Genomic DNA, 23181 nt, shown 5'->3' with positions numbered 1-23181 from the left:
AGCCTTTTGGTCTATTGTTCAGCGCGGCAGTGCACCACCATGCGTGTGCGGTCTGACAGGTTCGACAAGATCCACAAACTCCTCCGCCACCGCCGGTTTCACTGCAACAGGGATTTTCGGCCATTCCGTCTGAGCCGGCGGCTCCGTGACACCGGATGGCTCTGAAGCCCCGGCTTGATGAAATTCCGCGGAAGAATCCGCTGTTTCAATCGACGCTTCGGAGGAAGACTGCACTGCCTCACGCACGCCGCCGACGATGCGCTCGACCAGTGCGGCCAGTTCCTCAGAGGTGCAATCCAACGACCCAAACCCCGTCATCGCGGTCGGATCGTTGAAGTCCCAGGCATTCTCCGCAAGACCGACGAAGTCGCGGATGGCCGGATCAGCCGCCCAAGCGCGGCGAAGAGCCGCACGGCTCAAGTCCTGTGGAATACCCTTGCGCAGGAACGTGGTGATGTCGGTCGCGGCATCGATTTCGTCGATCGACGGCAGGCTCGACAGATCGAGCTCATTTTCGTCGTCCTTGACCTCGGGCGGCGGCGCGGACTGCGCTGCAGCAGGGTTCGCCGGCTCCGCTCGCGACTCGCGCTTGCGGCGGGGCCAACGGGCAAGGAAATCCTCCTCACTCATTCCTGTCCGCCCTCGTGTTCACGTCGCGCCAGCGCCTCCGGGTCGGCACGGCGCCGCTTGCGCTTGACGAATTCCCGCTCGACATGGTGCTCGGCCACGAAGCTTTCAATTGCCGCGCGCAGCACCTCCGGCATCGGCACGGCCTCGACAAGATTGTCGGCAGCTTCGGTAAAGCTCTCGCCCTCCGCGGGATCGGCGGTCACCGCGGCAACGCTATAGGGCCAGGCGCCTTCCGACGGCGACAGCACGGTCCATATGCTCGGATTGCCGGAGGCGAGATTCTCCCGATAGCGCGCCGTCTCGGATGGATAGAGATCCACGGTCGCACGTCCGGCGTAGAACAGGGTCGAGCCGTCCTGCTCGCGAAGCACGGTCCAAGGGTGTGTGGCCGGCTCGTCCGGCAGGACGGCGATCCCACGCCAGACGAAATCCACCCAGGGCGAATCCGCCTTGCGCCGCTCGACCACGACACCAACCGCAATCGACAACAAGGGGCGTGCCGCAGGGCTCATGTCACCATCTCCAGCCCCTTCACCGGCAGCCCGGTCAGCAAGTTCTGCGGCTTCAACCGGAGCTTCTGGTCCGCCGTCATCGACAAGATCAGGTAGACGGGCTCGTCCCTGACATCGTCAAGCGCGCGGCTTGAATCCGCAAAGGTCAGCCGGAACAGGGCGAGCACCCGATCGGCACTGCGCTGGTCGAGCTCCTCGCCGTGCCAGAGGCAGTCGCCGAGCCGGGTGGAGTCGGCATCGAGCCCGACGTACCAAGTAAGCCTTTCGCCCTGCAAGGCGCGCAACGGCTCGATCATGACGTCGATGCCGAGCAGGTGGGCGATCCAGCGCGTCATTCCCTGCGCCAGCGCGGCCGGTCCGCGTCCGCCAGCCGAGAGATCGAGGGCCATATCGAACTGGTCGCTGCGCTGCCAATATGCCCCGGCATTCTCTTCGCTCAACACGTCGACCACCGCATCGGTGGTGGCTCCCAGCATCGACATCAGGGAGAGAACGGGGGTCGGATTCCGGCCGCCGACGATTTCCTCGTCGCCGAGCAGCACGGCTTGTTCATGCGGCAGGACCCGCTGGATCCGGAAGAACAGCTCGGCCGCGCGCAGCACGAGCGAATCGTCACAGCCGTCGAGTGCATTGCGCAGGATGACGTGAACGAGCTGGTTGACGAACAGCGGCGGCAGGTCACTCGCGCCGGATCGCACGGACGCAAGATAAGCGGCTTCGAGCGTTGGATGCCGCAACAGCAGGTCGCGAAACGCCAGCATGAACTGCCAGTTCTCCCGCGCGTCGGGATCGGCAATCCCCGCAATTTCGTTCGCGCCGACCGACTGACGCGGATTGGCGAGCAGTCCGCGGTGCAGGCGGCGTTCGACCGGGCACGCATCCTCCGGCGGCATCAGCTCGGGACGGGCGAAATAGGCCTTGAGGAACTCGTCGGTGACGCGCAGCCCGCCGCTCTCGTCGAGATCGAGCAGATGATGGCCGCAGGCGAACCAGAAATCGTTCATCTGACGGCTGGTCCCCGGCCGAGATCCGCAAGCCTGAGACTGCCGTCAGGCTCCACCTCATCCTCCATTTCCATGAACGAGAACGCCTTCCCGTGCCGCTGCCCCTCGCGAAGCTGCAGCCGGCGGAAACACTCGCGGACCTCGCCCTCGTTCGCGACCCGGTGCACGGCAACGAGCGAGCCGATTGGATGGCTGCAAAGCGATTGCGCGAACGCCCCCTCGTCTTCGGCCGCCGCTCTCGCGGTCGTCACCTCCGGCGCACCGAAGCGATCGACGAGTTGCCTGGCCAGGAGATCGACCAGGCTGCGGTAATCATCCTCGGTCGCTGGAACGATCTGCGCCAGCGTCGACCAGCCCCAGGATTGCACCCCGAGGAAACCGCCACGAAACGCCGCACGGACCTTGCCCTCGAGCGACGCAGCATCGCAATCCCAGAAGCGGAAGGCTCCGGAAACGGCCCATTCGCCTGGTTCTGCCGCCACGTCAAACACGAACGTGTCGGACGGATCGAGCGCGATGGTACGCAGGAGCTTCACAGCCGCGGCCCTCCAAGTGCCGGATCGAGCCAGGATGGGGTCGCGAGCGCCCGCACGAGGTCGCGACGTGCGACCGCGCCCGCCCCAATCCGGCGCGCGAGGAGATCGCCGCGATCGTCGATGCGCTGGACGGTCTGCCGTTCGCGCGGCATCCGGGAGAGATATTCGCGCGCAACGCCGTCAAAGCCGTCCGCGCGCCAGCCGTCGAATGCCAGCATCAGGTGCCGGGCAAAGCTCTCGGTGATCTGCGCCGCGCCGGTCTCGCCAAAGCCCTCCTGGTCGAGCGCCGAGGCAAGCGGGTGGACACCCGGCTCGTCGTTCATCGCCACCGTCCGGATCATCGCGCCGAACACCACCCATGGCGGCACCTCCTCCTCAGGGGCCGCGAGAGGCCATCCCAAGCGACCGCCGCCAATCAGGCCTCCGTCGATCCTGACCGCGTCCGGCCACCCGATCATGATGGGCTTGCTGGGCGGCGCGTAGGCGCGTAGGGCATCGGTGAGCGCGACCATGCCGGCGTAGAACGCGCGCCGTGCGCTGCGTAACGGCTCGGCCGGCTCGAGCACCACCGCGAACTCAGCGAGGTCAAAGCGGCCGACATAGACAAGCGTCCCGGCGCCACTCTTCTGTGCAATGCGGCATGCATGGGCAAAAGCGTCACCACTCTCGCGGAGCCGCACCAATGTGAACGGCGGCGGCAGGTGGATCGGTTCCGCCACGGACAGTTCGCTGATGGGGGTCGACGGCAGGTCGTCCTCCGCTTTCCTTTTCTTCCCGATCGATAATGTCTATACGAGGCGAAGGGCCGGCGCGAGTCCGCCGTCGTCCGAATGGCGGAGGGATCAACCTGGAGCAGCCATCGAAGACCGTCCTGATCTGCTCGTGCGAAGACACGATGCAGCTCGACATGGCCGCGATCAAGCGCGGATGTTCCAACAGCGACATCAGGAGCTTCCGCCATCTCTGCGGTGCCGAGCTCGATCACTTCCGCAAGATCGCCGCGACCGAGCGCGCGCTGACGGTCGCCTGCACGCAACAGGCGACGCAGTTCTCGGAGGAGGCCGGCGAACGGCCTAATCCGATCAGCTTCGTCAACATCCGCGAAACGGCGGGATGGTCCGGGGACGGCGCCCGCGCCGGTGCAAAGATGGCTGCCCTGCTCGCATCGGCGGCAATCCCGGTGCCGGACTATCCCCTCGTCACCTTGTCGAGCAAAGGCGTGATCCTGATCTACGGGCGCGACGAGGCCGCGATCGAGGCCGGCCGCCTGCTTGCCGATCACCTCGACGTCACGGTGATGCTGAAGCAGATTGGCGAGATGATGCCGCCCGCTGCTACGGTCTTCCCGATCGTGAAGGGCACGATCCGCTCCGCGAAGGGGCATTTCGGCGCCTTCGAGCTTGCAATCGACGATTATGCGCGTCCTCGCCCCTCCTCGCGCGATCGCTTCATGCAGGACGCGCCGCGGAGTGGGGTAACCTCGCGCTGCGACATCGTGCTCGATCTTTCCGCCGGCACGCCGCTCTTTCCTGCCCACGAGCTGCGCGACGGCTACCTTCGCGCGGATCCGAACGATCCCGCGGCGATGCTGCGCGCCGTGCTGAGCGCGCGCGACCTCGTCGGCAGCTTCGACAGACCGAAATATATCGACGTCACGCCCAGTCTCTGCGCGCATTCGCGCTCGGAGCGCACGGGGTGCCATCGCTGCCTCGACCTCTGCCCCACCGGGGCGATCACCCCCGCCGGCAATCATGTTGCAATCGATCCCAACATCTGCGCGGGTTGCGGCCAATGCGCCGCCGCCTGCCCGACCGGCGCGGCATCCTACACGCTGCCGCCCGCCGACACGCAGCTCCATCAGATTCGAGCCATGCTGCTCGCCTACCATGCGGCTGGCGGAACGGATGCTGTGCTGCTCTTTCATGACAGCCCGCACGGTACCCCCCTGATCGAGGCGCTCGCCCGACATGGCAACGGCCTGCCGGCGAACGTGCTTCCCTTTGCCGTCAACGAGCTCACGCAGCTCGGACTGGAGGCGATCACCGGCGCGTTTGCCTATGGCGTATCGGCTGTGCGGTTCCTGCTGCGGGCAAAGCCGCGCCACGACGTGACGGGATTGTTGCAGACGATCGGCATGGCCGAGGCGATCCTCGGCGGCCTCGGATTTGCCGGCCGCCGCCTCGCCACCATCGAAACCGACGATCCCGATGCGCTCAGCGCGCATCTGACGGAGATCGGCCGGCTCGGCGCCGTCGCAACGCCCGCGACCTTCAAGACAGTCGGCAAGCGGCGCGACCTCTTGCGATTTGGACTGAGCGAGCTGCACCGTCTGGCGCCAACTCCCGTCGCCGTGATTGCGTTGCCGCCGGGAGCGCCGATCGGCGCGATCACGGTCGATACGGACGGCTGCACGCTGTGCCTCTCCTGCGTCTCGGCCTGTCCGACCGGCGCGCTTCGCGACGATCCCGACCGCCCGGTGCTGAAATTCATCGAGGACGCCTGCGTGCAATGTGGCCTGTGCCAGAGCACCTGTCCGGAGAAAGTCATCAGCCTCAAGCCGCAGATCGATTTCCGCGCGACCCGCGCGTCAGCCGTGATCCTCAAGGAAGAGGAGCCCGCACTCTGCGTCCGGTGCGGCACGGCTTTCGGCGTGAAGAGCACGATCGATCGCATCGTGGCCAAGCTCGAGGGCCGCCACTGGATGTATCCCGCCGGCGACAAGCGAATCGAGACGCTCAGGATGTGCGCCGACTGCCGTGTCATCGTCACGAGCGAGCAGCAATTCGATCCGTTCAAGGGCGTTCCCGAACGAACGCCGCCGCGCACCACGGACGACTATCTGCGCCAGCGCGAGGCCAAGGACAACAACGGATAATTTCGCGAGGTCGAAAACCAAGGAAGCATCACCATGTCTCGTTTCATCGCAGCTCTCTCGACGTGCATGATCTCGGTTGCTCTCGCCGGCGGATCGGCCGAAGCCGCCGCTCCTCCCCTCACCAAGGCGCAGAAGACCGCCGTGAAGCAGGCGATCATCGCCTGCAAGGCCGAAGCCAAGGGCAAGAAGATCGCCTGGCTGTCGCGCCGGAAATACGTCAATCACTGCGTTGCCGAAGCGCTGAAGGAGCATCCCACCATCGACGTCATTCAGATCCTCAAGCAGCATCCGGAGATGAGGGATCTTCCGATGGACAATTGGGAGTCGATCTGAGAGGCGGCTATCGCGACGTTGCGCGGCCAATGAAGTCGGTCAATGCACGGCGGTCCTCGGCTGAACCGATGCGCTGCTCCGGCATCTTCGTCCCGGGCGTATAGCTGTTCGGTCCGACTTCGAACAGCTTTGCGACCGTCTCCGGCGTCCAGACGATGTCCATCGTCTTCAGCGCGTCGGAAAAGCGATAATCCGGAAGCGATGCGATCCTGCGGCCATACAGTCCCGCAAGCGTCGGTCCCGCACGCTGGCCCTCCTTGTCAGACAGCGTGTGACAGGCAACGCACGCGCGAAACACCTCCGCCCCGTGGTCGCCAGCATAGGCCGCGAGCGGATCGGCGGATTTGCCGGACGGGACAGTGTTCGGCTCGCCCGTGCGCGCATTCCAGCGCCGGATCTTGCCGTCCGCACCACCCGTGATCAGCGTCTCGCGATATGAAAGGAAAGCTACCGACCAGACCGGCAGCCCCGGCCCGATCAACGTACGCAGCAGGCTGCGCGACTTGCGGTCGACGATCGCGACGGTGCCGCCGATGCCGGCCGCAGCAATCAACGTACCGTCCGCCGAGATCGTCACGGCTACCACCGGTGTCGTGACGGCCGCAACCTCGCCGCTGATCTTGCCGTCCGCAGTCAGCATGCGCAGCATGCCATCGACAGCACCCGTGACGATTTCGCCGTCCGGCGCCACGGCCACAGCGTTGAGCGGCGCCGGCAAGGTGATGATATCGGGCTTGCTGTCAGGCAAGTGCCAGATGCGCAAGGTCAGATCATAGCCGACGCTCACGAGTGACTTGCCGTCCGGCGAGAATGCGACGCCGTTGACGTTCTGTGAATGCCCTTCCAGCACGCGCGAGGTCCCGTCCGACAGCGACCACAACCGCACTGTCCGATCCCATGACGCCGATGCGAGACATGCGCCGTCGGGAGAGACCGCGAGCGCGACAATTGGGCCGACATGTCCCTCGAACACTCGCTCCGGCTGCGGCCGGCCCGTCATCCAAACAGCAATCCGTGCATCGGCCCCGGCCGTGACGATGCGGCCGTCCTTGAGAAAGGCGACCGCGTTGACGGCATCCGCATGGTACCGCAGCACTTGCTCCGCCGTGTCCGTCTCCAGCGACCAGCGAATGGCTGCCGTATCGAAGCTGCCGGACAACAGGCCGTTCCCATCGGGAGAAACAGCGAGCGCCCGAACGGGTCCGCCGTGTCCCGCCATGTCAGCGTGCACTGTCGATACCGATACTGGGGACATGACCCACAGGACTGCGGCGCCAACTGCGCAGAAAGGTAACCTCATTGCCCGTCACCGCCCTGGTCGCGTTCACGCCCTGGAGATTGCCAGAACGGCCGGCGGAGATGAATATCCGATCTACTTCGCTGGTGCCGTCGTGACCTTGGATGATCCTTCAGGCGCGGGCTGCATTCCCGGCGGACTCTGCCCCTGGGGACTTTCGGCGGGCGCGCCACCCGAACCGGTATTGATCGGACCGGTCCAGCCTTGCGGTTGGGGCTGGCCCTTCTCCTCCGGAGCAGTTTGCGTGGCAGATGAGTTGGATTGCGCGGGCTGGGCGGAGGCGTTCTCAAAGAGGCAGAGTGCTGCAAGGCACAAACTCGTCGTCAGCAATTTCACGTTCGTTCCTCCGGTTCACGGACCAAACGAGTTGCCTCCGCTTGGGTTCCGGCAGGTGAGCCGCGACAGACTGACCTTACGTGTCGCGCTCAAGTCTCTTGGCCTGATGGGCAACGCGTTCTCTGCTGACCCGATCTTCAAGAGCCCTTGAGATCGCTCGTGCTCTGACGCAACCAACGAGTTGCTCGCCGCTGGCCGTATCGTATAAACATTGGATATCTTGTACGGGAGGCTGCGGATGAAGGCATTTCTTCTTGGCTGCGTCGCGTCCCTGGTGATCGCAGCTGCGGGAATGACGCTCTTGAATCGGGTCCAGGAGCCTGTCGCTCATGCGTTTGCCACGACCGGCGTACGTCTCTGAGGCGGCCAAGTCGCTCGCGAGGCGTAAGGTCCGGAGATCGCGGTGAGATGATCCCAGCTCGACCGTGAACGGCCAAGCAGCCGCAGGATTTGAGAGCGTGGCTTGAAGCGTTACCTGAGGCCCGGAAGCCGACTGCAGAAAGCCCCGCTTAGGGCGGGGCTTTTATTTTGAACGCGCGGCCCAACGAAGCGGTGAGAATCTGGCAATCAAGAATCAAAGCACCTGAAAAATCCCAATAGATTCCGTTTCTTACCTGATCCCGTCACGGATCATGTATCCGGCGCCGCGGATCGTGTGCAGCAGCGGCCGCTCGAAGCCCTTGTCGATCTTGGAGCGCAGCCGCGAGATGTGCACGTCGATCACGTTGGTCTGCGGATCGAAATGGTAATCCCAGACGTTCTCGAGCAGCATGGTGCGCGTCACCACCTGGCCGGCATGCTTCATCAGGTATTCGAGCAGGCGGAATTCGCGCGGCTGCAGCGTCAACTCGTCCTTGCCGCGGGCGACGCGATGGGAGAGCCGGTCGAGCTCGAGATCGCCGACACGGTAGAGCGTGTCCTCGGCAGGTCCGCCGCGGCGGCGCGACAGCACCTCGACCCGGGCCAGGAGCTCGGCAAAAGAATAGGGCTTTGGCAGATAATCGTCGCCGCCGGCGCGCAGACCCTTGATGCGGTCGTCGACCTGCCCGAGCGCGGATAGAATCAGCACGGGCGTGGTGTTGCCCTTGTCGCGCAGCGCGCCAATCAGCGACAGGCCGTCGCGCTTGGGCAGCATGCGGTCGACCACCAGCACGTCGTAATCGCCGCTCTCGGCCATAGCGAGGCCTTCCTCGCCGTCGGCGGCGTGATCGGCAATGTGTCCGACTTCGCGAAACGCCTTGACGAGGTAATCGGCGGATTCGCGGTCGTCTTCGATGATGAGGAGGCGCATCGTGCGTTCGGCGGCGGTCAAGGAGGTCAACCTTCTCTAAACATGGCGCGAGCGGCAATCGCATGCAAGCCGAGTGGGAGACTCTGGCACGGAGAAAAAGGCGGGCGGTGAAGCTGGGGGGACCTCACCGCCCTAGGCCTTCCGACGGAGGGGGGCGTAATTCCACCGGAAGGTAGACAGGGGAAGCGGACGTTACGCTGCTTCCCCGAAGGACGCCGGCGGCGGGGGCGACTGATGCCGGCCGACACCCTTCATCTCAAAAGCCTCCTGAGGCTTATCCCTTGGCGATGGGCACGGCGACGAAGCGCGACTGGCCGCCGCTCTTCACGCGCATCAGGACGCTGTTCTTGTTGTCGGTCCGGGCCGTATTGATGGCATCGCGGACCTCGCCGGCGGTGGCGACGCTCTTGCCGCCCACTTCGAGAATCACGTCGCCTTCCTTGAAGCCGCGTTCGGCCGCGGCACTCTTCGGATCGACCTGGGTGACCACGACGCCTTCCTTGCCGGCACCGGCCACGGAATTGGCGGGCGCAACTGTCATGCCGAGCCTGGGCACGTCGGTGCCGCGGTTCGCACCCTTGCTGCCGCTGTCATCGTCGGTGTCGGCCTTGGCCTCGACCGTGTTCGGCAACTGGCCGAGGGTGAGATTGATGACCTTGTCCTGGCCCTTGTGCAGCACGTTGAGCTTCACGGTCGCGCCGGGCGCCATGCCGCCGATGGTGCGGGCAAGCTCGCGGGCGTCCTTGACGGATTCGCCGTTGACCGACGTGATCACGTCGCCGGACTCGATGCCGGCCTTCGCGGCCGGACCATTGGCCTGAGGCTCCGCCACCAGCGCGCCTTCGGCCTTCTTCATGCCGAGGCTGTCGGCGATGTCGGACGTCACCGGCTGGATCTGCACGCCGATCCAGCCGCGGCTGACCGAGCCCTTGTCCTTGAGCTGGGCGACCACGCTCTTCACGGTGCTCGCGGGAATCGAGAACGCGATGCCGACGCTGCCGCCGGAGGGCGAGTAGATTGCGGTGTTGACGCCCATCACCTCACCATTGGTGTCGAAGGCCGGACCGCCGGAATTGCCCTTGTTCACGGGCGCGTCGATCTGGATGAAATCGTCATAGGGACCATTGCCGATGTCGCGGCCGCTCGCCGAAACGATGCCCGCGGTCACGGTGCCGCCGAGCCCGAAGGGATTGCCGACCGCAAGCACCCAATCGCCGATCCGCGGCTTGCTGTCGGCGAGCTTGGCGAACGGGAAGTTCGAGCTGCCCTCGACTTTGATCAAGGCGAGGTCGGTGCGCTGGTCGGTGCCGATCACCTTGGCGGTGTAGGTCTTGCCGTCGTCGGTGGTGACCTCGACCTTGTCGGCGCCGTCGACCACGTGGTTGTTGGTCACGGCATAGCCATCGGCCGAGATGAAGAAGCCGGAGCCCTGGCCCTGCACGACGCGGCCACGGCCTCCCTTCAGGCCCGGGAAGCCATCCGGACCGCCGAAGCGGCGGAAGAAGCGCTCCATTGGCGAGCCCGGCTGGAACGGCGACTGTGCGTCGTCGCCGTCATCGTTGCTCGCGGTCTTCTCCTTGATGTTGACCTTCACCGAGATCACCGAGGGTTTTACGCGCTCGACGATGTCGGCGAAGCCGATGGGGCGTTCGATCTTGCGAACCTCGTTATTGACCTGCGCATGCGCCGGGCTCGAGAACAGGTCGGCCGGCGAGGTCGATGGGCTGAAGCCATAGACGGCCGCACCAAGACCCGCGACGACCGAAGCCATCAGCGCGAACTTGCGCGCGGAGAACACCGACCGGCACGGTTTCCGGTAGGAGGGGAGGTTCGAGAGGTCGATACGGTCGCTCATGCAGAAATCTCCGGGCCCTTGAAATCCATTCGGTGCCGGATGCCAGCACCTTGCGGACCTGAAGATGGGGTCTTCCGCCTTACCGTGCGCTGGCGGCGGGGTTAAACTTTTGTAATGAAGGCAGGAGGTAGATGCGGCAGTTTAGCGCAGAGCGAAAATTGTGATCTCACAGGAACTTAACCGGGTTCCCGTGACGGCGCAGGCGGCGCGTTTTGGCGCGCTCAACTGGCTCTGACGCTAACGATGAACTCGTCGACTTCGCGTTTCAGGGTTTCAGCCTGCTGCGACAGGTCGACCGCGGAATCCCTGGCTTCGGCGGCCATACGGCCGGTCTCCGCGGAGGTCGAGGTGATCTGGACGATGTGGTTGGAGACGTCGAGGGTGCCGCGCGCGGCGTCTTGGGCGCTGCGCGTGATTTCCTGCGTAGCGTTGCGCTGCTGGGCGGTGTCGACCTCGATGCCGGACATGATGGACGAGATCTCCGACAGCGTGTTGGAGATGCCGTCGATCGCGCCGCGCGTCTCCGCGGTGATGCCCTGGATGCTGGCGACGTGCGAGGTGATCTCCTCCGTCGCCTTGCTGGTCTGATGCGCCAGATTCTTCACCTCGGAGGCGACCACCGCAAAGCCCTTGCCGGCCTCCCCTGCCCGTGCCGCCTCGATGGTGGCGTTCAGTGCCAGGAGATTGGTCTGCGATGCGATCGCTTGCACGAGCTGGACGCCCTCGCCGATCTTGTCGGCGGCATCCGATAGCGTGTGGATGGTGTCGCGGCTCTTCTCCGCCTGCGACGCGGCGCCCTCGGCGCGCTGGGTCGCGTCCGTGACCCGGCGGCTGATCGTGCCGATCGAATTCGTCATCTCGCCGGCAGAGCCTGCGACCGTCTGCACGCTGGCGCTGGCCTGGCTCGCGGCGCTCGCCACCGCATTGGCCTTGCTGCTGGTGTCGTTGGCCGTCCGCGACAGCGTCTCGGCATTGCTCTTCAGATGCACGGCCGACGACGCCACGCTGTCGACGACGCTGGCGACGAGATCGTTGAAGCGCTTGATCCTGTCGTCCAGGAATTTCGATCGCTCGGCCTGGTGCTGCGCTTCATGCAGCTGCCGTTCAGTGAGGTGGCGCCGCTCGAGGCCGTTGGTCTTGAAAACCCCCAGCGCGCCGGCGAGCAGGCCGATCTCGTTGGAGCGGCCGAGCCCCGGAACGGGTGTCTCGAACTTCTGGTCGGCGACCTCGCGCATCGCATGGACGATGGCGGCCAGGGGACTGAGGATGCCGTTGCGCACGGCGAACCAGGTGGTGAGGCAGATCACGGCGGCGAGGACGGCGATCACGCCGCAGGCGGCCAGGAAGTAGGAGAACGCAGCCTGCGCCTGCTGATAGGTCTGCATGGCGTGGTCGCGTGCGGGGCCGCTCAGCGCAGCGAAGTCCGAGGACAGGCTGGTGATCTCGTTGTTGAGATAGAGCACGGCGATGAAGCCGGTACCGCCACCGATGCCCAGCAGAAACAATAATGCAGCGACGACGGCGCCGACCAGGAAGCGGATCGTCAGATTGCTGTTCGCGAACATCGTGAGGGACTCTGAGTCTGGAATCGAATCTTGCGACAAGCTTCCAGACAAAGGTCAATATAGCATGAAGCGCGAGGCGGCCGGCGACTACGTAGCACTGCGTAGCCAGGACGCCGCCTCGCTAGGGAGATTTGGGCTCGTCGGACATCAAGGCCGCGAGCCGCGCCTGTTCATCCGGCGTCAGCGGCGGCGCTGGTACGTCGGCACCGCTGCGCGCGCGGCGCCGGATCTGCAGCCACAGCGCCACGCCGCCCCCGATCAGCAGCAGCGGCCCGAGCAACCACAGCAGCAGGGTCTGACGCTCGAAGCGCGGCTTCAGCAGCACGAACTCGCCATAGCGTGCGACCAGGAAGTCGAGCACCTGCGAATTGCTGTCGCCGGCGCCGATGCGCTCGCGCACCAACAGCCGCAGGTCGCGCGCCAGCGGCGCATCGGAATCGTCGATTGACTGGTTCTGGCAGACCATGCAGCGCAGCTCGCGCGACAGCTCGCGCGCACGAGCTTCCTTGGCAGGGTCCGACATGATCTCGTCGGGTTGCACCGCATGCGCCGCAGGCAAGGCCAGCAGCATCAGCAGGGCGAACGCGGCCATCATCCGGCGCATCGGATCACTCCGCCGGCTGCAGACGCTGCTTGGCCCGCGCCGGCTTCGGCGCGCCGACCCGCAGGCGCCGGTCGGACAGCGACAGCACGCCGCCAAACGCCATTAACACCGGTCCCCACCAGATCAGGAGCACCAGCGGCTTGTGATAGATGCGCACGGCAATGGCGCCCTCGGCCGTGGCGTCGCCGAGCGAGATGTAGAGCTGGCTCGCGCCGCGCGTCAGCAGCGCGGCCTGGGTGGTCGACGAGCCGCGGGTGGTGAAGCTGCGCTTGGAGGGCGTCATGACGCTGAGGGGCTCGCCATCGCGGCTGATGTTGAACTGGGCGATCATCTCGCGGTAGTTGGGCCCCTGACGCTGCAGCAAACCGTCGAGCTTCACGTCGTAGCCGGCGATCTGGGCGACGTCGTTTTGCTTCATTGTCGCGATATATTCGCTGTTCCAGGTGGTCTCGCAGACGATCCCGATCAGCGCCACGCCGAGGCCGGCATGTGCGAGCGCCGTGCCCCAGGCCGAGCGCGGCAGGCCGTGTGCCCGGTGCAGCACCGTTGCGAACGGCAACCGCACGAGGCCGGTCCGCTCGACGATGTCGGTGACGGCGCCGGCGATGACGAAGACGCCGAGCCCGATCGCAAGCGGCGCCAGCGCACTGCCGCCGCGCGCCCAGCCCCAGGCGATGGCGACGGCGACGAGCCCTGCGACGCCGGCCGCGAGCAGGCGCTGCGTCACGCCGAGCAGATCACCGCGCTTCCACGCCAGCATCGGCCCGAACGGCACGGCCAGCAGCAGCAGGGCAAACAGCGGTGCGAAGGTGAGATTGTAGAAGGGCGCACCGACCGACATCTTGAAGTCGGCGAGCATTTCCATCGCCAGCGGATAGAGCGTGCCGAACAGCACGACCGCGCAGGCGACCGTGAGCAGCAGATTGTTCAGGACCAGCGCCCCCTCGCGCGAGATCGGCGCGAATAGGCCGCCCTGCTTCAACGACGTGGCGCGGCCCGCGAACAGCGACAGGCTGCCGCCGATGAACAGGCAGAGGATCAGCAGAATGAACACGCCGCGGGTGGGATCGGTGGCGAAGGCATGCACGGAGGTGATGACGCCCGAGCGCACCAGGAAGGTGCCGAGCAGCGACAGCGAGAAGGTCAGGATCGACAGCAGGATGGTCCAGACCTTCAGCGCATTGCGCTTCTCCATCACCAGGGCCGAATGAAGCAGCGCGGTGCCGGACAGCCAAGGCATCAGCGAGGCGTTCTCGACCGGATCCCAGAACCACCAGCCGCCCCAGCCGAGCTCGTAATAGGCCCAGTACGAGCCCATGGCGATGCCGAGCGTCAGGAAGATCCAGGCGACCAGTGTCCACGGCCGCACCCAGCGCGCCCAGGCGGCGTCGATCCGTCCCTCCATCAGCGCCGCGATCGCGAAGGAGAACGAGATCGAGAAGCCGACATAGCCGAGATAGAGCATCGGCGGATGCACGGCGAGGCCGATGTCCTGAAGCACCGGATTGAGATCGCGTCCCTCGATCGGCGGGCTCGCGATGCGCAGGAACGGGTTCGAGGTCACGAGGATGAAGAGATAGAACGCGCTGGCGACCCACGCCTGGACGGCGAGCACGTGCGCGCGCAGCGACAGCGGCAAATTGTTGCCGAAAGCCGCGACCAGCCCGCCGAACAGCGCGAGGATCGACACCCACAAGAGCATCGAGCCTTCATGATTTCCCCAGACCCCGGTGATCTTGTAGAGCAGCGGCTTCATCGAATGGGAGTTCTCGTACACATTGGCGACGGAGAAATCCGAGTTCACGTGCAGCATCACCAGGGCGACGAAGGAGCCGCCGACGAACAGGAGCTGCGCCAAGGCGGTGGAGCGCGCCACGTTCATGAGCGCGGCATCGCGCAGGCGCGCGCCGATCAGGGGCACGACGGATTGGATCAGTGCGAGCCCAAGCGCCAGCACCAGCGCGTAATGTCCGGATTCTGCGATCACCGCACCGCTCCTTGCGGATTGCCTTGCGCGGTCGTCGCCGCGGGCTTGCCCGCATCAGACGTCTTGCCGCCGTCGGAAGGCTTGCCGCCGTAATCGTCCTTCCAATGCCCCTGCTTCTTCAGGGCATCGGCGACGTCCTTGGGCATGTAGGTCTCATCGTGCTTGGCAAGCACGGTATCGGCCTTGAACACACCATTGGCATCGAGCGCGCCTTCGGCGACGACGCCCTGCCCCTCGCGGAACAGGTCGGGCAGGATACCCTTGTAGGCCACCGGCAGCTTGGCGTTGCCGTCGGCGACCTCGAAGGTCACCGCGAGGTTGTCGCCGCGCTGGAGCGAGCCGGGCTGCACCAACCCGCCGAGGCGAAACCGCTTGCCGGGCGCGACGTGCTTCTCGGCGACCATTGTCGGCGTCGAGAAGAACACGATGGAGTCGCGAAGTGCGTTGAGCACCAGCGCGGCCGCGAGCGCGAGCACGGCGAGCGAGCCGCCGATGATGGTCATACGTCGCTGCTTGCGCGTCATGGCGTATCCGTTCTCCGCTTCGCTCGTCCCGGCATCGTCATCCGCCGAGCCCGAGTGTCCTGAGGCCTTCATTGAGCTGGCGAAGCCGCTCGGAATCGCCGGCAACGGCCTGCCGCGCATCGGCCGACGCTCCCATCGCCTTGTCCCGTTCGCCCATCACGAGATAAGCGCGCACCAGGCGCAGCCATCCATCGACGTCGCCGCCGTTCTGCTTCAATCGGGTCGCCAGACGCTCGACCATGCCGCGCACCATCGCGTTGCGATCGCCCTCGGCCATGTCCCTGGAAGCGGCGATCGTCTCGTCCGACAGTGCCGGCATCGTGCCGCCGCCACCGACCCGGCCCAGCGAGGACTGCACCAGGGCACGCCACGGCGCGTCCGCCGGCGCCTTCGCAAGCAGTGCGCGCCAGATATTGGCAGCGTCGTCCTTGCGGCCATCCTGCTCGGCGGCAAGCCCCAGGAAATAGTTGGCCTTGGGATCGTCGGCGTCGAGCGCATGTGCGCGCTCGAACTCTGTCTTGGCCTCGGCGGTCACCACACCACCGGCGGCGGCCGAGATCGCCTCGCCGAGATCGGCACGGCGCTCCGAACTTTCACCATTGTAAGTGAGCGAATTGCGATAGGCGCGCGCTGCCTCGTCGAAACGGCCGAGCCGCTGCAGCACCGGCGCGAGCACGTTCCAGCCGCGCCCGTCGGTCGGATTCTTCTCCAAATGCTCCTGGACCTGCGCGACGAGATTCTCGAGCGACTGCGCCATGCCGGCCCCGGATCCGCGCTCCCGCTGCGCCAACGGAAAGTCCTGAAGCCGGGGCGAGCCGAGTGGCATGTAGACGCCGATCACAACGAGCGGCAGGCCGGCGAGCGCCAGCACGGCCGCCACACGGCGCCATTTCAGATTCGAACTCGGCGCGACAGCGGGTTCGCTCGCGGCCGCGGCGAGCAGCCTGCGGCTGATCTCGACGCGCGCCGCCTCGGCTTCAGGGGCGGCAATCAGTCCCGCACCGAGATCGCGCTCGATCTCGGCCAATTGGTCCTTGTAAACCGCGACCTCGCTACCGCCGTCTTGCGCGCGTTCCTTGCGGCCAAGCGGCCAGAGCACGGCGAAAATCGCCGCGACCGTCATCAGCGCGAACACGAACCATAGCGTCATCTGGCAAGCTTCCGGCAGCGCACGAACAGCGCCCATAGGTGCCTTTACACCACGGCCGGACAAGGCGGCAATTGACAATTGTCAATTCGGCGCGACCACGCGCGGCCCCGAAACGTTGAAAAGCCAACGGCTTAGCCGATCTCGAAATCCGCGCTTTGCGCGGCGTCCTCGCCGCGCCCATTGAAGGCCTTCAGGAAGTATGTTCCCGGGTTGATGACATCCGGCAATCTGATGCGCAGCGCGCCGACCGGAACCGGAGATGAAACCCTGGTGCAGGTCTCGGACAATTGCCGACCGCTTGCCTTCTCGACCAGCACCACCTTCGCGCCGACCATCAGTCTCTGATACTTGGCAACGACGATGCGGTTCTCAACTTCGATCGAGCTGATAACGGGTTTCATGCGCACAAGTAGAAATTCTCCGGACTTGCACGCGAACCGTACGGCGCGCCACCGACAGCGTCAACCAGAAATTGTGATCACGAAAATATGCGCTTGAATCAGCTGGCGCGCGACGATTTGCGCTCGCCCGTAGCGGCGTTCTCAGCGGCGCGGCTCATCAGCGAGGCATAATCATCGCCAAACAGCACGCGGCAGAAGCGAATCGCGGCCTGCACCTGCTGCTGCCGATAGGTCCGGACCTTGTGATCAGCCGCGCGCAGAGATTGCACCAGCTGCTCGGTCGAGCGTTCGACATATTGCTGGAGGTCGGAATAGGTGCGCAGCGTCACCTCGTTGATCGCAAGCTCGCTCGCATAGTTGCGGCAGGTTGCGACGAAATCGATCAGCGCCACGGTCTCCTCCACCTCGGTGCTGTCGATCCGCGCGCCCGGCGGAATGTCCTTCTCGGGGCGCTGGCGCAGGATGCGGCGGACGCGGCCCGGAACACTGTCGATCTCGGATTGCAGCGCATTGGAGATGTCGGCCCGGATCGAGGTCAGCTGCTTGCCCCAGGCGGAATCGTTGCGCAGGTCGAGCTCGGTGCGCAGGCCGCGCACGCCGTCGTGCAACGCCTTGAGATTGCCGGCCACGTTGTCGAAATGACCGCGCTTGATGTCCATGCGCAGGGTGGCGGCGACACAGGACAGATCGTGCAGCGCGATCGTGACGGCGACGCCATAGGGCGTCGCCGCGACGCGGATCTCGTCGTCGGAGGCGGCAATCTTGATGGCAAGGCGAATGATCTGCCACGGCGCGGTCATCCGCTGCACCACGATCGACAGCGCGAAGGGCAGCATCTGCGGGGTCTGAAGCACCGGAATGTTGAGCGCCGACGTCACCGAGGCGATCTGGGAATCGCCGAAAGCGCGCAGGAAGCGCGGCAGCTTCTCGTTCAGGCCGGCGATGGCCTCCCGGACCTGAAGCACCGCTCCGATCGAATAGAGGTCCTCGATCACGTTGGGCGCGCCGACCCGAGCCAGCGCGCGCGACTTGTCGCCGCCGCCGGGCCCCGTCAGCTCGAGAATGGCGTCCGCAGCCACCGCCTGGAGCTTCTGCGCCAGGGCCTCGATCTGCCCCGTACTGTCGGCCGGCATGCGCGCCAGCGCGGTCTCGAATTCGTTCACCTTGTCCGGTGCGCCGTCACGGCCGAGCCATTGCCAGATCGGCTGGAGCGAGGAGCGTCGGATCTGACCGACCCGCATCGGGACGCCCGCTTCGACAAGGAACGGTTCCAGCACCTGGAACAACAGCCGCGACAGATCGTCCGTGCGCGGCGGCGGGGCCTCATCGGCTTCGGCCTTGCGGACGATCTTGCGCAACTGCTCGAGCACGAGGGTCGCCACGGCCGTGTCCTGGCCGCGCTCGAGCGCACGCTCGAACTCCCGCATCAGCAGCGCCTGCGACTGCGGCGGGAGCTGCGCGAGATATTCCCTCAGCCGCTCGATCGATGTCTGGCTCATGCGCCCGGGTAATGCACGGTAAAATGGCGGACATGGGATGCGTCCGGCCCGATCATAGGAGGCCCCACTTAAGAAGCCGTTTAGGAAGCGGGAGCGAATCCCCTTGGACAACTCTTGCCAAGCCTCGGCAGAGACGAAAAGGTCAGCGGGAACAAGAGATTAAACTCCAGGCAAGACCAGTTCGGCCCGCAGGCCGCCGGTCGGCGCACTGCCGAGCGAGAGGCTGCCGCCATAGAGTGCGGCGAGATCGACCACGATGGACAGGCCCAATCCCGATCCCGGCTTGGCCTCGTCGAGCCGCTGGCCGCGCCGGGAGACCTGCGCGCGCTCTGATTCCGACAGGCCGCGGCCGTCGTCATCGACAATGATCCGCAGCCGCGGGCCCGCCCCCGCCTGAGGCGGCGTCTCCACCAGGACCTCGATGAAGACGCGCGAGGCCGCCCATTTGCAGGCATTATCGACGAGATTGCCGACCATTTCCTCCAGATCCTGGCGCTCGCCGCGAAACTTCGCCGACGGATCGGCCTTGGCCTCGACCACGATGCCGCGGTCGCGATGGATCTTCTCCATGGTCCGCCGCAGCGCCTCGATGGCGGGCGCCACCTCGGTCACGGTCGCGACCACCGAGACCCGCGCTGCGATGCGCGCACGCTCCAGATGGTGGGCGACCTGGTCGCGCATCACGTCCGCCTGCTCCATCACCTTGGCCGCGAAGGGATCGGCGATGTGGGCGCCGGCCTCGTTGACGATGACAGAGAGCGGCGTCTTGATCGCATGGGCGAGATTGCCGACATGGGTGCGCGCGCGCTCGACGATCTCGCGATTGGCGTCGATCAGCGCGTTGGTCTCGCGCGCCAATGGCGCGATCTCGACCGGGAATTCGCCCTCGAGCCGCTCCGCCCGACCGGAGCGGATGTCGGCAATGGATTCCGAGATGCGTTTGAGCGGCGCCAGGCCGAAGCGGACCTGGAACACCGTCGTCAACAGCAGCACGATGCCGAGCGCGGTGAAGGTGCCGCCGAGGTAATAGTCGAAGCTGCGCGTCTCGTCGAAAATCTCGGTGTCGTCGCCGGCGACGCTGACGAGAAATTTGCCGTCGGCGCCGAGATCGACCGGCCGTTCCACCATGCGCAGATTCTGCCCCTCGGGTCCGTCGACATAGGCGAGGCGAATGCCGGCGGCGGTGAGCTCGGCGCCCTGCTCCTCCAGCTTCGGCAGCTTCTTGTCCCAGAGCGAGCGCGAAGAGCGCACCTCGGGCTTTTCGGTGTCGGTCCGCGTGATCTGCCAGTACCAGCCGGACAGCGGCAGCTCGAACAAGGGCTCGCCGAGCGACTGGAACTGGCGGTCCGGCGGCTCGTCGGGGGTGGCGACCTCGGCGATGAGGGTGCGCAGATAGAGATTGAGCCGGCGGTCAAAGGCGCGCTCGGTGGCGTTCTTGTAGACTGACGACAGCACCACGCCGGTAATGGCCAGGATCACCACGAGCCAAGCGGTCGCCGACAGGAACAGGCGATTCGCAAGCGAACTAGCGGCCATCGGAATGGTCCCGGGAGGCGCAGGATGGCAGGGCGTCGGAGCTCATGTCCGGACCAAGGGCCCTGGCGGGCTGCCCGTCAAGCCCCGGAACACGTCACGCGGCCGGCGGGGTCAGGAGATAGCCGAGGCCGCGGACGGTCTGGATGATGTCGACGTCGAGCTTCTTGCGGATACGGCCGACGAAGACCTCGATCGTGTTGGAGTCGCGGTCGAAATCCTGGTCGTAGAGGTGCTCGACCAGCTCGGTGCGCGAGACCACCCGCCCGGAATGGTGCATCAGGTAGGCCAGAAGCCGATATTCGTGCGACGTCATCTTGACGGGATTGCCGGAGACGCTGACCCTGCCGGTCCGGGTATCGAGCGTGACCGGGCCGCAGCTGAGCTCGCTCTGGGCGTGGCCGGTGGAGCGACGCAGCAGCGCACGGATGCGCGCCAGCACCTCCTCCAGGTGGAACGGTTTTGCGACATAGTCGTCGGCGCCGGCATCGAAGCCCTGCACCTTGTCGCTCCAGCGGTCGCGTGCGGTGAGGATGAGGACCGGCATGGTGCGGCCGTTGCGGCGCCAGGCCTCCAGCACCGAGATGCCGTCCTTCTTCGGCAGACCGATGTCGAGCACGACGGCATCGTACGGCTCGTTGTCGCCGAGATAATGCCCCTCCTCCCCGTCGAAGGCCCGATCGACGACATAGCCGGCGTCGGTCAGCGCCTTGGTGAGCTGGCGATTGAGATCGGGGTCGTCCTCAACAACGAGCAGGCGCACGTTTCTCTCCAGAAATAGACCGCGACAACACCGCGCCAGATGAGCAATTCCGGCGTGAACTGAATATGAACGCCGGGAACCGGCGCGCGTTACTTTTTGGTCATATACGACCTGTCGCCGGACAATGCGACTGCGCCCGCCCTGCCGCCAGGTGATCCGGCGGCAGGGCGGGCGCAGCGGTCAGGAAGGTCCGAATCCGGCCGTCAGGTGCGGAAGAACACGAACCAGATGACGGCGAGGATCAGGATCGCCAGCCCGGTCGAGATGGCGAGCAGCGCCGCCACCGACGGCCCGGGCTCGCCCTGGCGCGCCTCGGTCGGAGTTTCCACGATCCGGTCCTGCTCTCGTGTGGCTGCCATGGTGACCTCAATCTCTGGCTGGCTGTCGCGTCGGCTCGCCGCGACCTCCTCGCGGCCATGAAGTGTCGGGGCAACGCCTGATCATCCGCGATGTTCCGGATCATTGGCCCGCATGGCCAAGGCCTCGGGCCGGCGATTAACGCCGTTGGACGATTCCGCGCCGGCGGTTGCTATGATTCGCTCCAAGGCGATGTTATCCTGGAGGCTTGTCCCTGTTGCGTTTGGAGTAGCCCATGGCCCCCCGCGCCAATTGGAAGGGTTTTCTGCGTTTGTCGCTCGTGACCTGTCCGGTCGCGCTCTATCCGGCCACTTCGGATACAGAGAAGGTTTCCTTCAACCAGATCAATCGCAAGACCGGCCACCGGATCAAGTACCTCAAGGTCGACGCCGAGACCGGGGACGAGGTGACCTCCGAGGACATCGTCAAGGGCTACAAGGTCGACACCGACACCTATATCGAAGTCACCAAGGACGAGCTCGACGACATCGCGCTGGATTCCACGCACACGATCGAGATCGACGAGTTCGTGCCGAAGACCGACATCGACAACCGCTACCTGATCCGCCCCTATTATCTCGTGCCGGACGGCAAGGTCGGCCACGACGCCTATGCCGTGATCCGCGAGACCATCCGCAGCATGGACAAGGTCGCGATCGGCCGCGTGGTGCTGACCAACCGCGAGCACATCATCGCGCTGGAGCCGCTCGCGAGCGGGCTGATGGGCACGCTGCTGCGCTATCCCTACGAGGTCCGCAGCGAGACGGAATATTTCGACGACATCCAGGACGTGAAGCTCACCAAGGACATGCTCGACCTCGCCAAGCACATCGTCGAGAAGAAGTCCGGCGCGTTCGAACCCGAGCTGTTCGAGGATCATTACGAGACCGCCCTGATCGATCTCATCAACAAGAAGCGCTCGGGCATGCCGATCGCGGCCAAGGCGACGCCGAAGAGCGGCGGCAATGTCATCAATCTGATGGACGCGCTGAAGAAGAGCATCGCTAACGAGAAGGATGGCGCGCCTGCGGCGAAGGTTGCCAAGGAGGCCGCCAGGGCCAAGAAGCCGAAAAAGCGCGTCGAGGGCCAGCGCGAGATGCTGCTGCCGATCTCGGGCAAGGGCGGCAAGGACGCGGCGGCGAAGGCTGCGACCCCCCCGAAGAAGGCCGCCGACAAGCCGGTGCGCGCTCCGGCGCGGGCGAAGAAGGCCGGCTAGCCGCGTCACTCCCGCAATCGCGCCGTGATGCCCCTCCTCGCGGATCAGGCGGCCTGACATGCCCTGGTCGACGGCGTTCGACGATCCCGTACGCGTGAGCAACAAGCGCGCGCTGCTCACGCTGCAAGAGGCGGCGGACTACATCATGCAGCTGCCCGAGGACGCCCAGCACGAGGCGCACTGGCAGACCGCCATCGAGACCTTGATCAATGCGGCCGAGACGGGCGGCGGCTGGGTGATGTTCGCCCGTATCGCCATGTTGCGCGCCCTGAATGCGGCTAACCGGCGCCCATGAGCGCGATGGCCCGGCGAACAGCGTCAACGATCCGTTAAGGGGCACTCCCTCCCCGATGCCACCGTCTGGCGCTCGACCGCCCCCGAGGGCCAGCCGATTTGAATCCATTTGGACGGAGCGTCGGAACATTAATTTAATGAATGCTGTCGTATGAGCGGAGGCGCGCTCGCCCGGGCATAATTCTTTTGCCGCGCACAAAGACTTATTCGATCTATTTGTGAATTCGATGACGACGCGACCAGACGTTGGATCGGATGAACAGGAGTTGGCAATGCGTCTGCTTATGTCTTTCCTTGCCGATGAGAATGGTGCGACCGCCATCGAGTACTGCCTCATTGCCGCAGGGATCGCCATGGTCATCGTGACGGCCGTGAACAACACTGGCGGCGCCCTCCTCAACAACAAATTCGTCGCGATCAGCACGGCGATCAAGTAGCGCCCGATCCCTGATTTGGCCGGTCGACACGGTGATCTTGCCACGGCATCCGGTCCCTCTCCGTCATGTCCGGACCGGCACGCCTGCAACAGCGCGAAGGCGTGACGGCACGCCCATGCCTGCAGCCGCGCGCCGGCCATGATCTGGGTCAAAAGCATCTGCACTGCGACGTCTAAGCATGA

General features: G+C 65.4%; 24 protein-coding genes. 6 read left to right on the top strand and 18 right to left on the bottom strand.

The genetic code is table 11. The annotated features are described in order from the left end of the window. Window positions 1-18: 18 nt before the first annotated feature. The 5 genes from X268_RS09730 to X268_RS09710 are packed head-to-tail and all read right to left on the bottom strand — an operon-like array spanning window position 19 to window position 3401. Entirely contained in the window at window positions 19-630 is a 612-nt protein-coding gene (locus tag X268_RS09730) for a DUF3306 domain-containing protein (RefSeq protein ID WP_128924736.1), read from the bottom strand. After that, window positions 627-1142, bottom strand: coding sequence for a DUF3305 domain-containing protein (locus X268_RS09725; RefSeq protein ID WP_128924735.1), 516 nt, complete (start codon window positions 1140-1142; stop codon window positions 627-629). Before X268_RS09725 ends, X268_RS09730 begins: the two co-directional genes overlap by 4 nt. Beyond that, window positions 1139-2146: a DUF6352 family protein gene (locus tag X268_RS09720; protein WP_128924734.1), complete on the bottom strand. Its 1008-nt coding sequence runs from the start codon at window positions 2144-2146 to the stop codon at window positions 1139-1141. Before X268_RS09720 ends, X268_RS09725 begins: the two co-directional genes overlap by 4 nt. Beyond that, complete coding sequence (locus X268_RS09715) at window positions 2143-2682, bottom strand: DUF6505 family protein (protein ID WP_128924733.1); 540 nt, start codon at window positions 2680-2682, stop codon at window positions 2143-2145. The genes X268_RS09720 and X268_RS09715 overlap by 4 nt, the downstream gene beginning before the upstream one ends. Beyond that, window positions 2679-3401 (bottom strand): biotin/lipoate--protein ligase family protein, encoded by a 723-nt coding sequence (locus tag X268_RS09710; RefSeq protein ID WP_245477835.1) that lies wholly within the window; start codon window positions 3399-3401, stop codon window positions 2679-2681. The genes X268_RS09715 and X268_RS09710 overlap by 4 nt, the downstream gene beginning before the upstream one ends. A 176-nt stretch (window positions 3402-3577) precedes the next feature. On the opposite strand from X268_RS09710, the gene X268_RS09705 reads away from it, so the two are divergent. Further along, window positions 3578-5557 (top strand): 4Fe-4S binding protein, encoded by a 1980-nt coding sequence (locus tag X268_RS09705; protein WP_128924731.1) that lies wholly within the window; start codon window positions 3578-3580, stop codon window positions 5555-5557. 33 nt (window positions 5558-5590) lie between these two features. Then, window positions 5591-5890 carry a hypothetical protein gene (locus X268_RS09700; RefSeq protein WP_245477832.1) on the top strand — a complete coding sequence of 100 codons (300 nt, stop codon included), beginning with the start codon at window positions 5591-5593 and terminating at the stop codon, window positions 5888-5890. A 7-nt stretch (window positions 5891-5897) separates the two neighbouring features. On the opposite strand, the gene X268_RS09695 is transcribed toward X268_RS09700, so the two are convergent. Continuing rightward, window positions 5898-7145: a c-type cytochrome gene (locus X268_RS09695; RefSeq protein WP_245477831.1), complete on the bottom strand. Its 1248-nt coding sequence runs from the start codon at window positions 7143-7145 to the stop codon at window positions 5898-5900. Here X268_RS09695 and X268_RS09690 point away from each other — a divergent pair. Beyond that, window positions 7144-7674 carry a hypothetical protein gene (locus tag X268_RS09690; protein ID WP_128924729.1) on the top strand — a complete coding sequence of 177 codons (531 nt, stop codon included), beginning with the start codon at window positions 7144-7146 and terminating at the stop codon, window positions 7672-7674. The genes X268_RS09695 and X268_RS09690 overlap by 2 nt on opposite strands. A 459-nt stretch (window positions 7675-8133) precedes the next feature. Here the strand turns inward: X268_RS09690 and X268_RS09685 are convergent, their stop codons facing one another. The 12 genes from X268_RS09685 to X268_RS39315 form a co-directional block, all read right to left on the bottom strand. Beyond that, window positions 8134-8814: a response regulator transcription factor gene (locus X268_RS09685; protein ID WP_126256145.1), complete on the bottom strand. Its 681-nt coding sequence runs from the start codon at window positions 8812-8814 to the stop codon at window positions 8134-8136. Window positions 8815-9088: 274 nt separating this feature from the next. Then, entirely contained in the window at window positions 9089-10669 is a 1581-nt protein-coding gene (locus X268_RS09680; protein ID WP_128924728.1) for a Do family serine endopeptidase, read from the bottom strand. A 221-nt stretch (window positions 10670-10890) separates the two neighbouring features. Continuing rightward, window positions 10891-12234: a methyl-accepting chemotaxis protein gene (locus X268_RS09675; protein WP_128924727.1), complete on the bottom strand. Its 1344-nt coding sequence runs from the start codon at window positions 12232-12234 to the stop codon at window positions 10891-10893. Between the two features lie 121 nt (window positions 12235-12355). Beyond that, complete coding sequence (locus tag X268_RS09670) at window positions 12356-12838, bottom strand: cytochrome c-type biogenesis protein (RefSeq protein ID WP_128924726.1); 483 nt, start codon at window positions 12836-12838, stop codon at window positions 12356-12358. 4 nt (window positions 12839-12842) lie between these two features. Further along, window positions 12843-14825 (bottom strand): heme lyase CcmF/NrfE family subunit, encoded by a 1983-nt coding sequence (locus X268_RS09665; RefSeq protein ID WP_128924725.1) that lies wholly within the window; start codon window positions 14823-14825, stop codon window positions 12843-12845. After that, the gene (ccmE, locus tag X268_RS09660) at window positions 14822-15349 is read right to left on the bottom strand and encodes a cytochrome c maturation protein CcmE (RefSeq protein WP_128924724.1); all 528 of its coding nucleotides are present in this window, start codon (window positions 15347-15349) and stop codon (window positions 14822-14824) included. Before ccmE ends, X268_RS09665 begins: the two co-directional genes overlap by 4 nt. A gap of 37 nt (window positions 15350-15386) precedes the next feature. Further along, window positions 15387-16499, bottom strand: coding sequence for a c-type cytochrome biogenesis protein CcmI (gene ccmI, locus X268_RS09655; protein ID WP_128924723.1), 1113 nt, complete (start codon window positions 16497-16499; stop codon window positions 15387-15389). A gap of 131 nt (window positions 16500-16630) precedes the next feature. After that, window positions 16631-16900 (bottom strand): hypothetical protein, encoded by a 270-nt coding sequence (locus tag X268_RS09650; protein ID WP_128924722.1) that lies wholly within the window; start codon window positions 16898-16900, stop codon window positions 16631-16633. Between the two features lie 98 nt (window positions 16901-16998). Continuing rightward, window positions 16999-18399: a hypothetical protein gene (locus tag X268_RS09645; protein ID WP_128924721.1), complete on the bottom strand. Its 1401-nt coding sequence runs from the start codon at window positions 18397-18399 to the stop codon at window positions 16999-17001. Between the two features lie 159 nt (window positions 18400-18558). Next, window positions 18559-19935, bottom strand: coding sequence for a sensor histidine kinase (locus tag X268_RS09640; RefSeq protein ID WP_128924720.1), 1377 nt, complete (start codon window positions 19933-19935; stop codon window positions 18559-18561). Window positions 19936-20029: 94 nt separating this feature from the next. Then, window positions 20030-20695 (bottom strand): response regulator transcription factor, encoded by a 666-nt coding sequence (locus X268_RS09635; RefSeq protein ID WP_018315821.1) that lies wholly within the window; start codon window positions 20693-20695, stop codon window positions 20030-20032. A gap of 203 nt (window positions 20696-20898) precedes the next feature. Beyond that, on the bottom strand, window positions 20899-21054 hold the full coding sequence (locus tag X268_RS39315; protein ID WP_164937631.1) for a hypothetical protein: 156 nt from the start codon (window positions 21052-21054) through the stop codon (window positions 20899-20901). 233 nt (window positions 21055-21287) lie between these two features. On the opposite strand from X268_RS39315, the gene ku reads away from it, so the two are divergent. From ku to X268_RS09620, 3 genes are all read left to right on the top strand, one after another. Then, a complete protein-coding gene (gene ku, locus X268_RS09630; protein ID WP_128924719.1) occupies window positions 21288-22268 on the top strand; it encodes a non-homologous end joining protein Ku in 981 nt (326 codons plus the stop codon). 58 nt (window positions 22269-22326) lie between these two features. Further along, entirely contained in the window at window positions 22327-22563 is a 237-nt protein-coding gene (locus X268_RS09625; protein WP_128924718.1) for a hypothetical protein, read from the top strand. A gap of 271 nt (window positions 22564-22834) precedes the next feature. Continuing rightward, window positions 22835-22999, top strand: coding sequence for a Flp family type IVb pilin (locus X268_RS09620; protein ID WP_128924717.1), 165 nt, complete (start codon window positions 22835-22837; stop codon window positions 22997-22999). The last annotated feature ends 182 nt before the right edge of the window (window positions 23000-23181 follow it).

This window comes from Bradyrhizobium guangxiense (assembly GCF_004114915.1).
In the GTDB taxonomy this organism is placed as follows: domain Bacteria; phylum Pseudomonadota; class Alphaproteobacteria; order Rhizobiales; family Xanthobacteraceae; genus Bradyrhizobium; species Bradyrhizobium guangxiense.
The sequence above is the reverse complement of the archived record's forward strand: the minus strand, read 5'-3'. Positions and strand labels throughout refer to the sequence as shown.

Excerpts from the sequence above, each read along its gene's own strand:
- ku (WP_128924719.1), top strand. The coding sequence starts at position 21,288 with ATGGCCCCCCGCGCCAATTGGAAGGGTTTTCTGCGTTTGTCGCTCGTG.
- ccmE (WP_128924724.1), bottom strand. The coding sequence starts at position 15,349 with ATGACGCGCAAGCAGCGACGTATGACCATCATCGGCGGCTCGCTCGCC.
- X268_RS09680 (WP_128924728.1), bottom strand. The coding sequence starts at position 10,669 with ATGAGCGACCGTATCGACCTCTCGAACCTCCCCTCCTACCGGAAACCG.
- X268_RS09625 (WP_128924718.1), top strand. The coding sequence starts at position 22,327 with ATGCCCTGGTCGACGGCGTTCGACGATCCCGTACGCGTGAGCAACAAG.
- X268_RS09720 (WP_128924734.1), bottom strand. The coding sequence starts at position 2,146 with ATGAACGATTTCTGGTTCGCCTGCGGCCATCATCTGCTCGATCTCGAC.
- X268_RS09690 (WP_128924729.1), top strand. The coding sequence starts at position 7,144 with ATGACCCACAGGACTGCGGCGCCAACTGCGCAGAAAGGTAACCTCATT.
- X268_RS09640 (WP_128924720.1), bottom strand. The coding sequence starts at position 19,935 with ATGGCCGCTAGTTCGCTTGCGAATCGCCTGTTCCTGTCGGCGACCGCT.
- X268_RS09695 (WP_245477831.1), bottom strand. The coding sequence starts at position 7,145 with ATGTCCCCAGTATCGGTATCGACAGTGCACGCTGACATGGCGGGACAC.
- X268_RS09705 (WP_128924731.1), top strand. The coding sequence starts at position 3,578 with ATGCAGCTCGACATGGCCGCGATCAAGCGCGGATGTTCCAACAGCGAC.
- X268_RS09650 (WP_128924722.1), bottom strand. The coding sequence starts at position 16,900 with ATGAAACCCGTTATCAGCTCGATCGAAGTTGAGAACCGCATCGTCGTT.
- X268_RS39315 (WP_164937631.1), bottom strand. The coding sequence starts at position 21,054 with ATGGCAGCCACACGAGAGCAGGACCGGATCGTGGAAACTCCGACCGAG.
- X268_RS09670 (WP_128924726.1), bottom strand. The coding sequence starts at position 12,838 with ATGCGCCGGATGATGGCCGCGTTCGCCCTGCTGATGCTGCTGGCCTTG.
- X268_RS09730 (WP_128924736.1), bottom strand. The coding sequence starts at position 630 with ATGAGTGAGGAGGATTTCCTTGCCCGTTGGCCCCGCCGCAAGCGCGAG.
- X268_RS09620 (WP_128924717.1), top strand. The coding sequence starts at position 22,835 with ATGCGTCTGCTTATGTCTTTCCTTGCCGATGAGAATGGTGCGACCGCC.
- X268_RS09645 (WP_128924721.1), bottom strand. The coding sequence starts at position 18,399 with ATGAGCCAGACATCGATCGAGCGGCTGAGGGAATATCTCGCGCAGCTC.
- X268_RS09700 (WP_245477832.1), top strand. The coding sequence starts at position 5,591 with ATGTCTCGTTTCATCGCAGCTCTCTCGACGTGCATGATCTCGGTTGCT.
- X268_RS09675 (WP_128924727.1), bottom strand. The coding sequence starts at position 12,234 with ATGTTCGCGAACAGCAATCTGACGATCCGCTTCCTGGTCGGCGCCGTC.
- X268_RS09685 (WP_126256145.1), bottom strand. The coding sequence starts at position 8,814 with ATGCGCCTCCTCATCATCGAAGACGACCGCGAATCCGCCGATTACCTC.
- ccmI (WP_128924723.1), bottom strand. The coding sequence starts at position 16,499 with ATGACGCTATGGTTCGTGTTCGCGCTGATGACGGTCGCGGCGATTTTC.
- X268_RS09725 (WP_128924735.1), bottom strand. The coding sequence starts at position 1,142 with ATGAGCCCTGCGGCACGCCCCTTGTTGTCGATTGCGGTTGGTGTCGTG.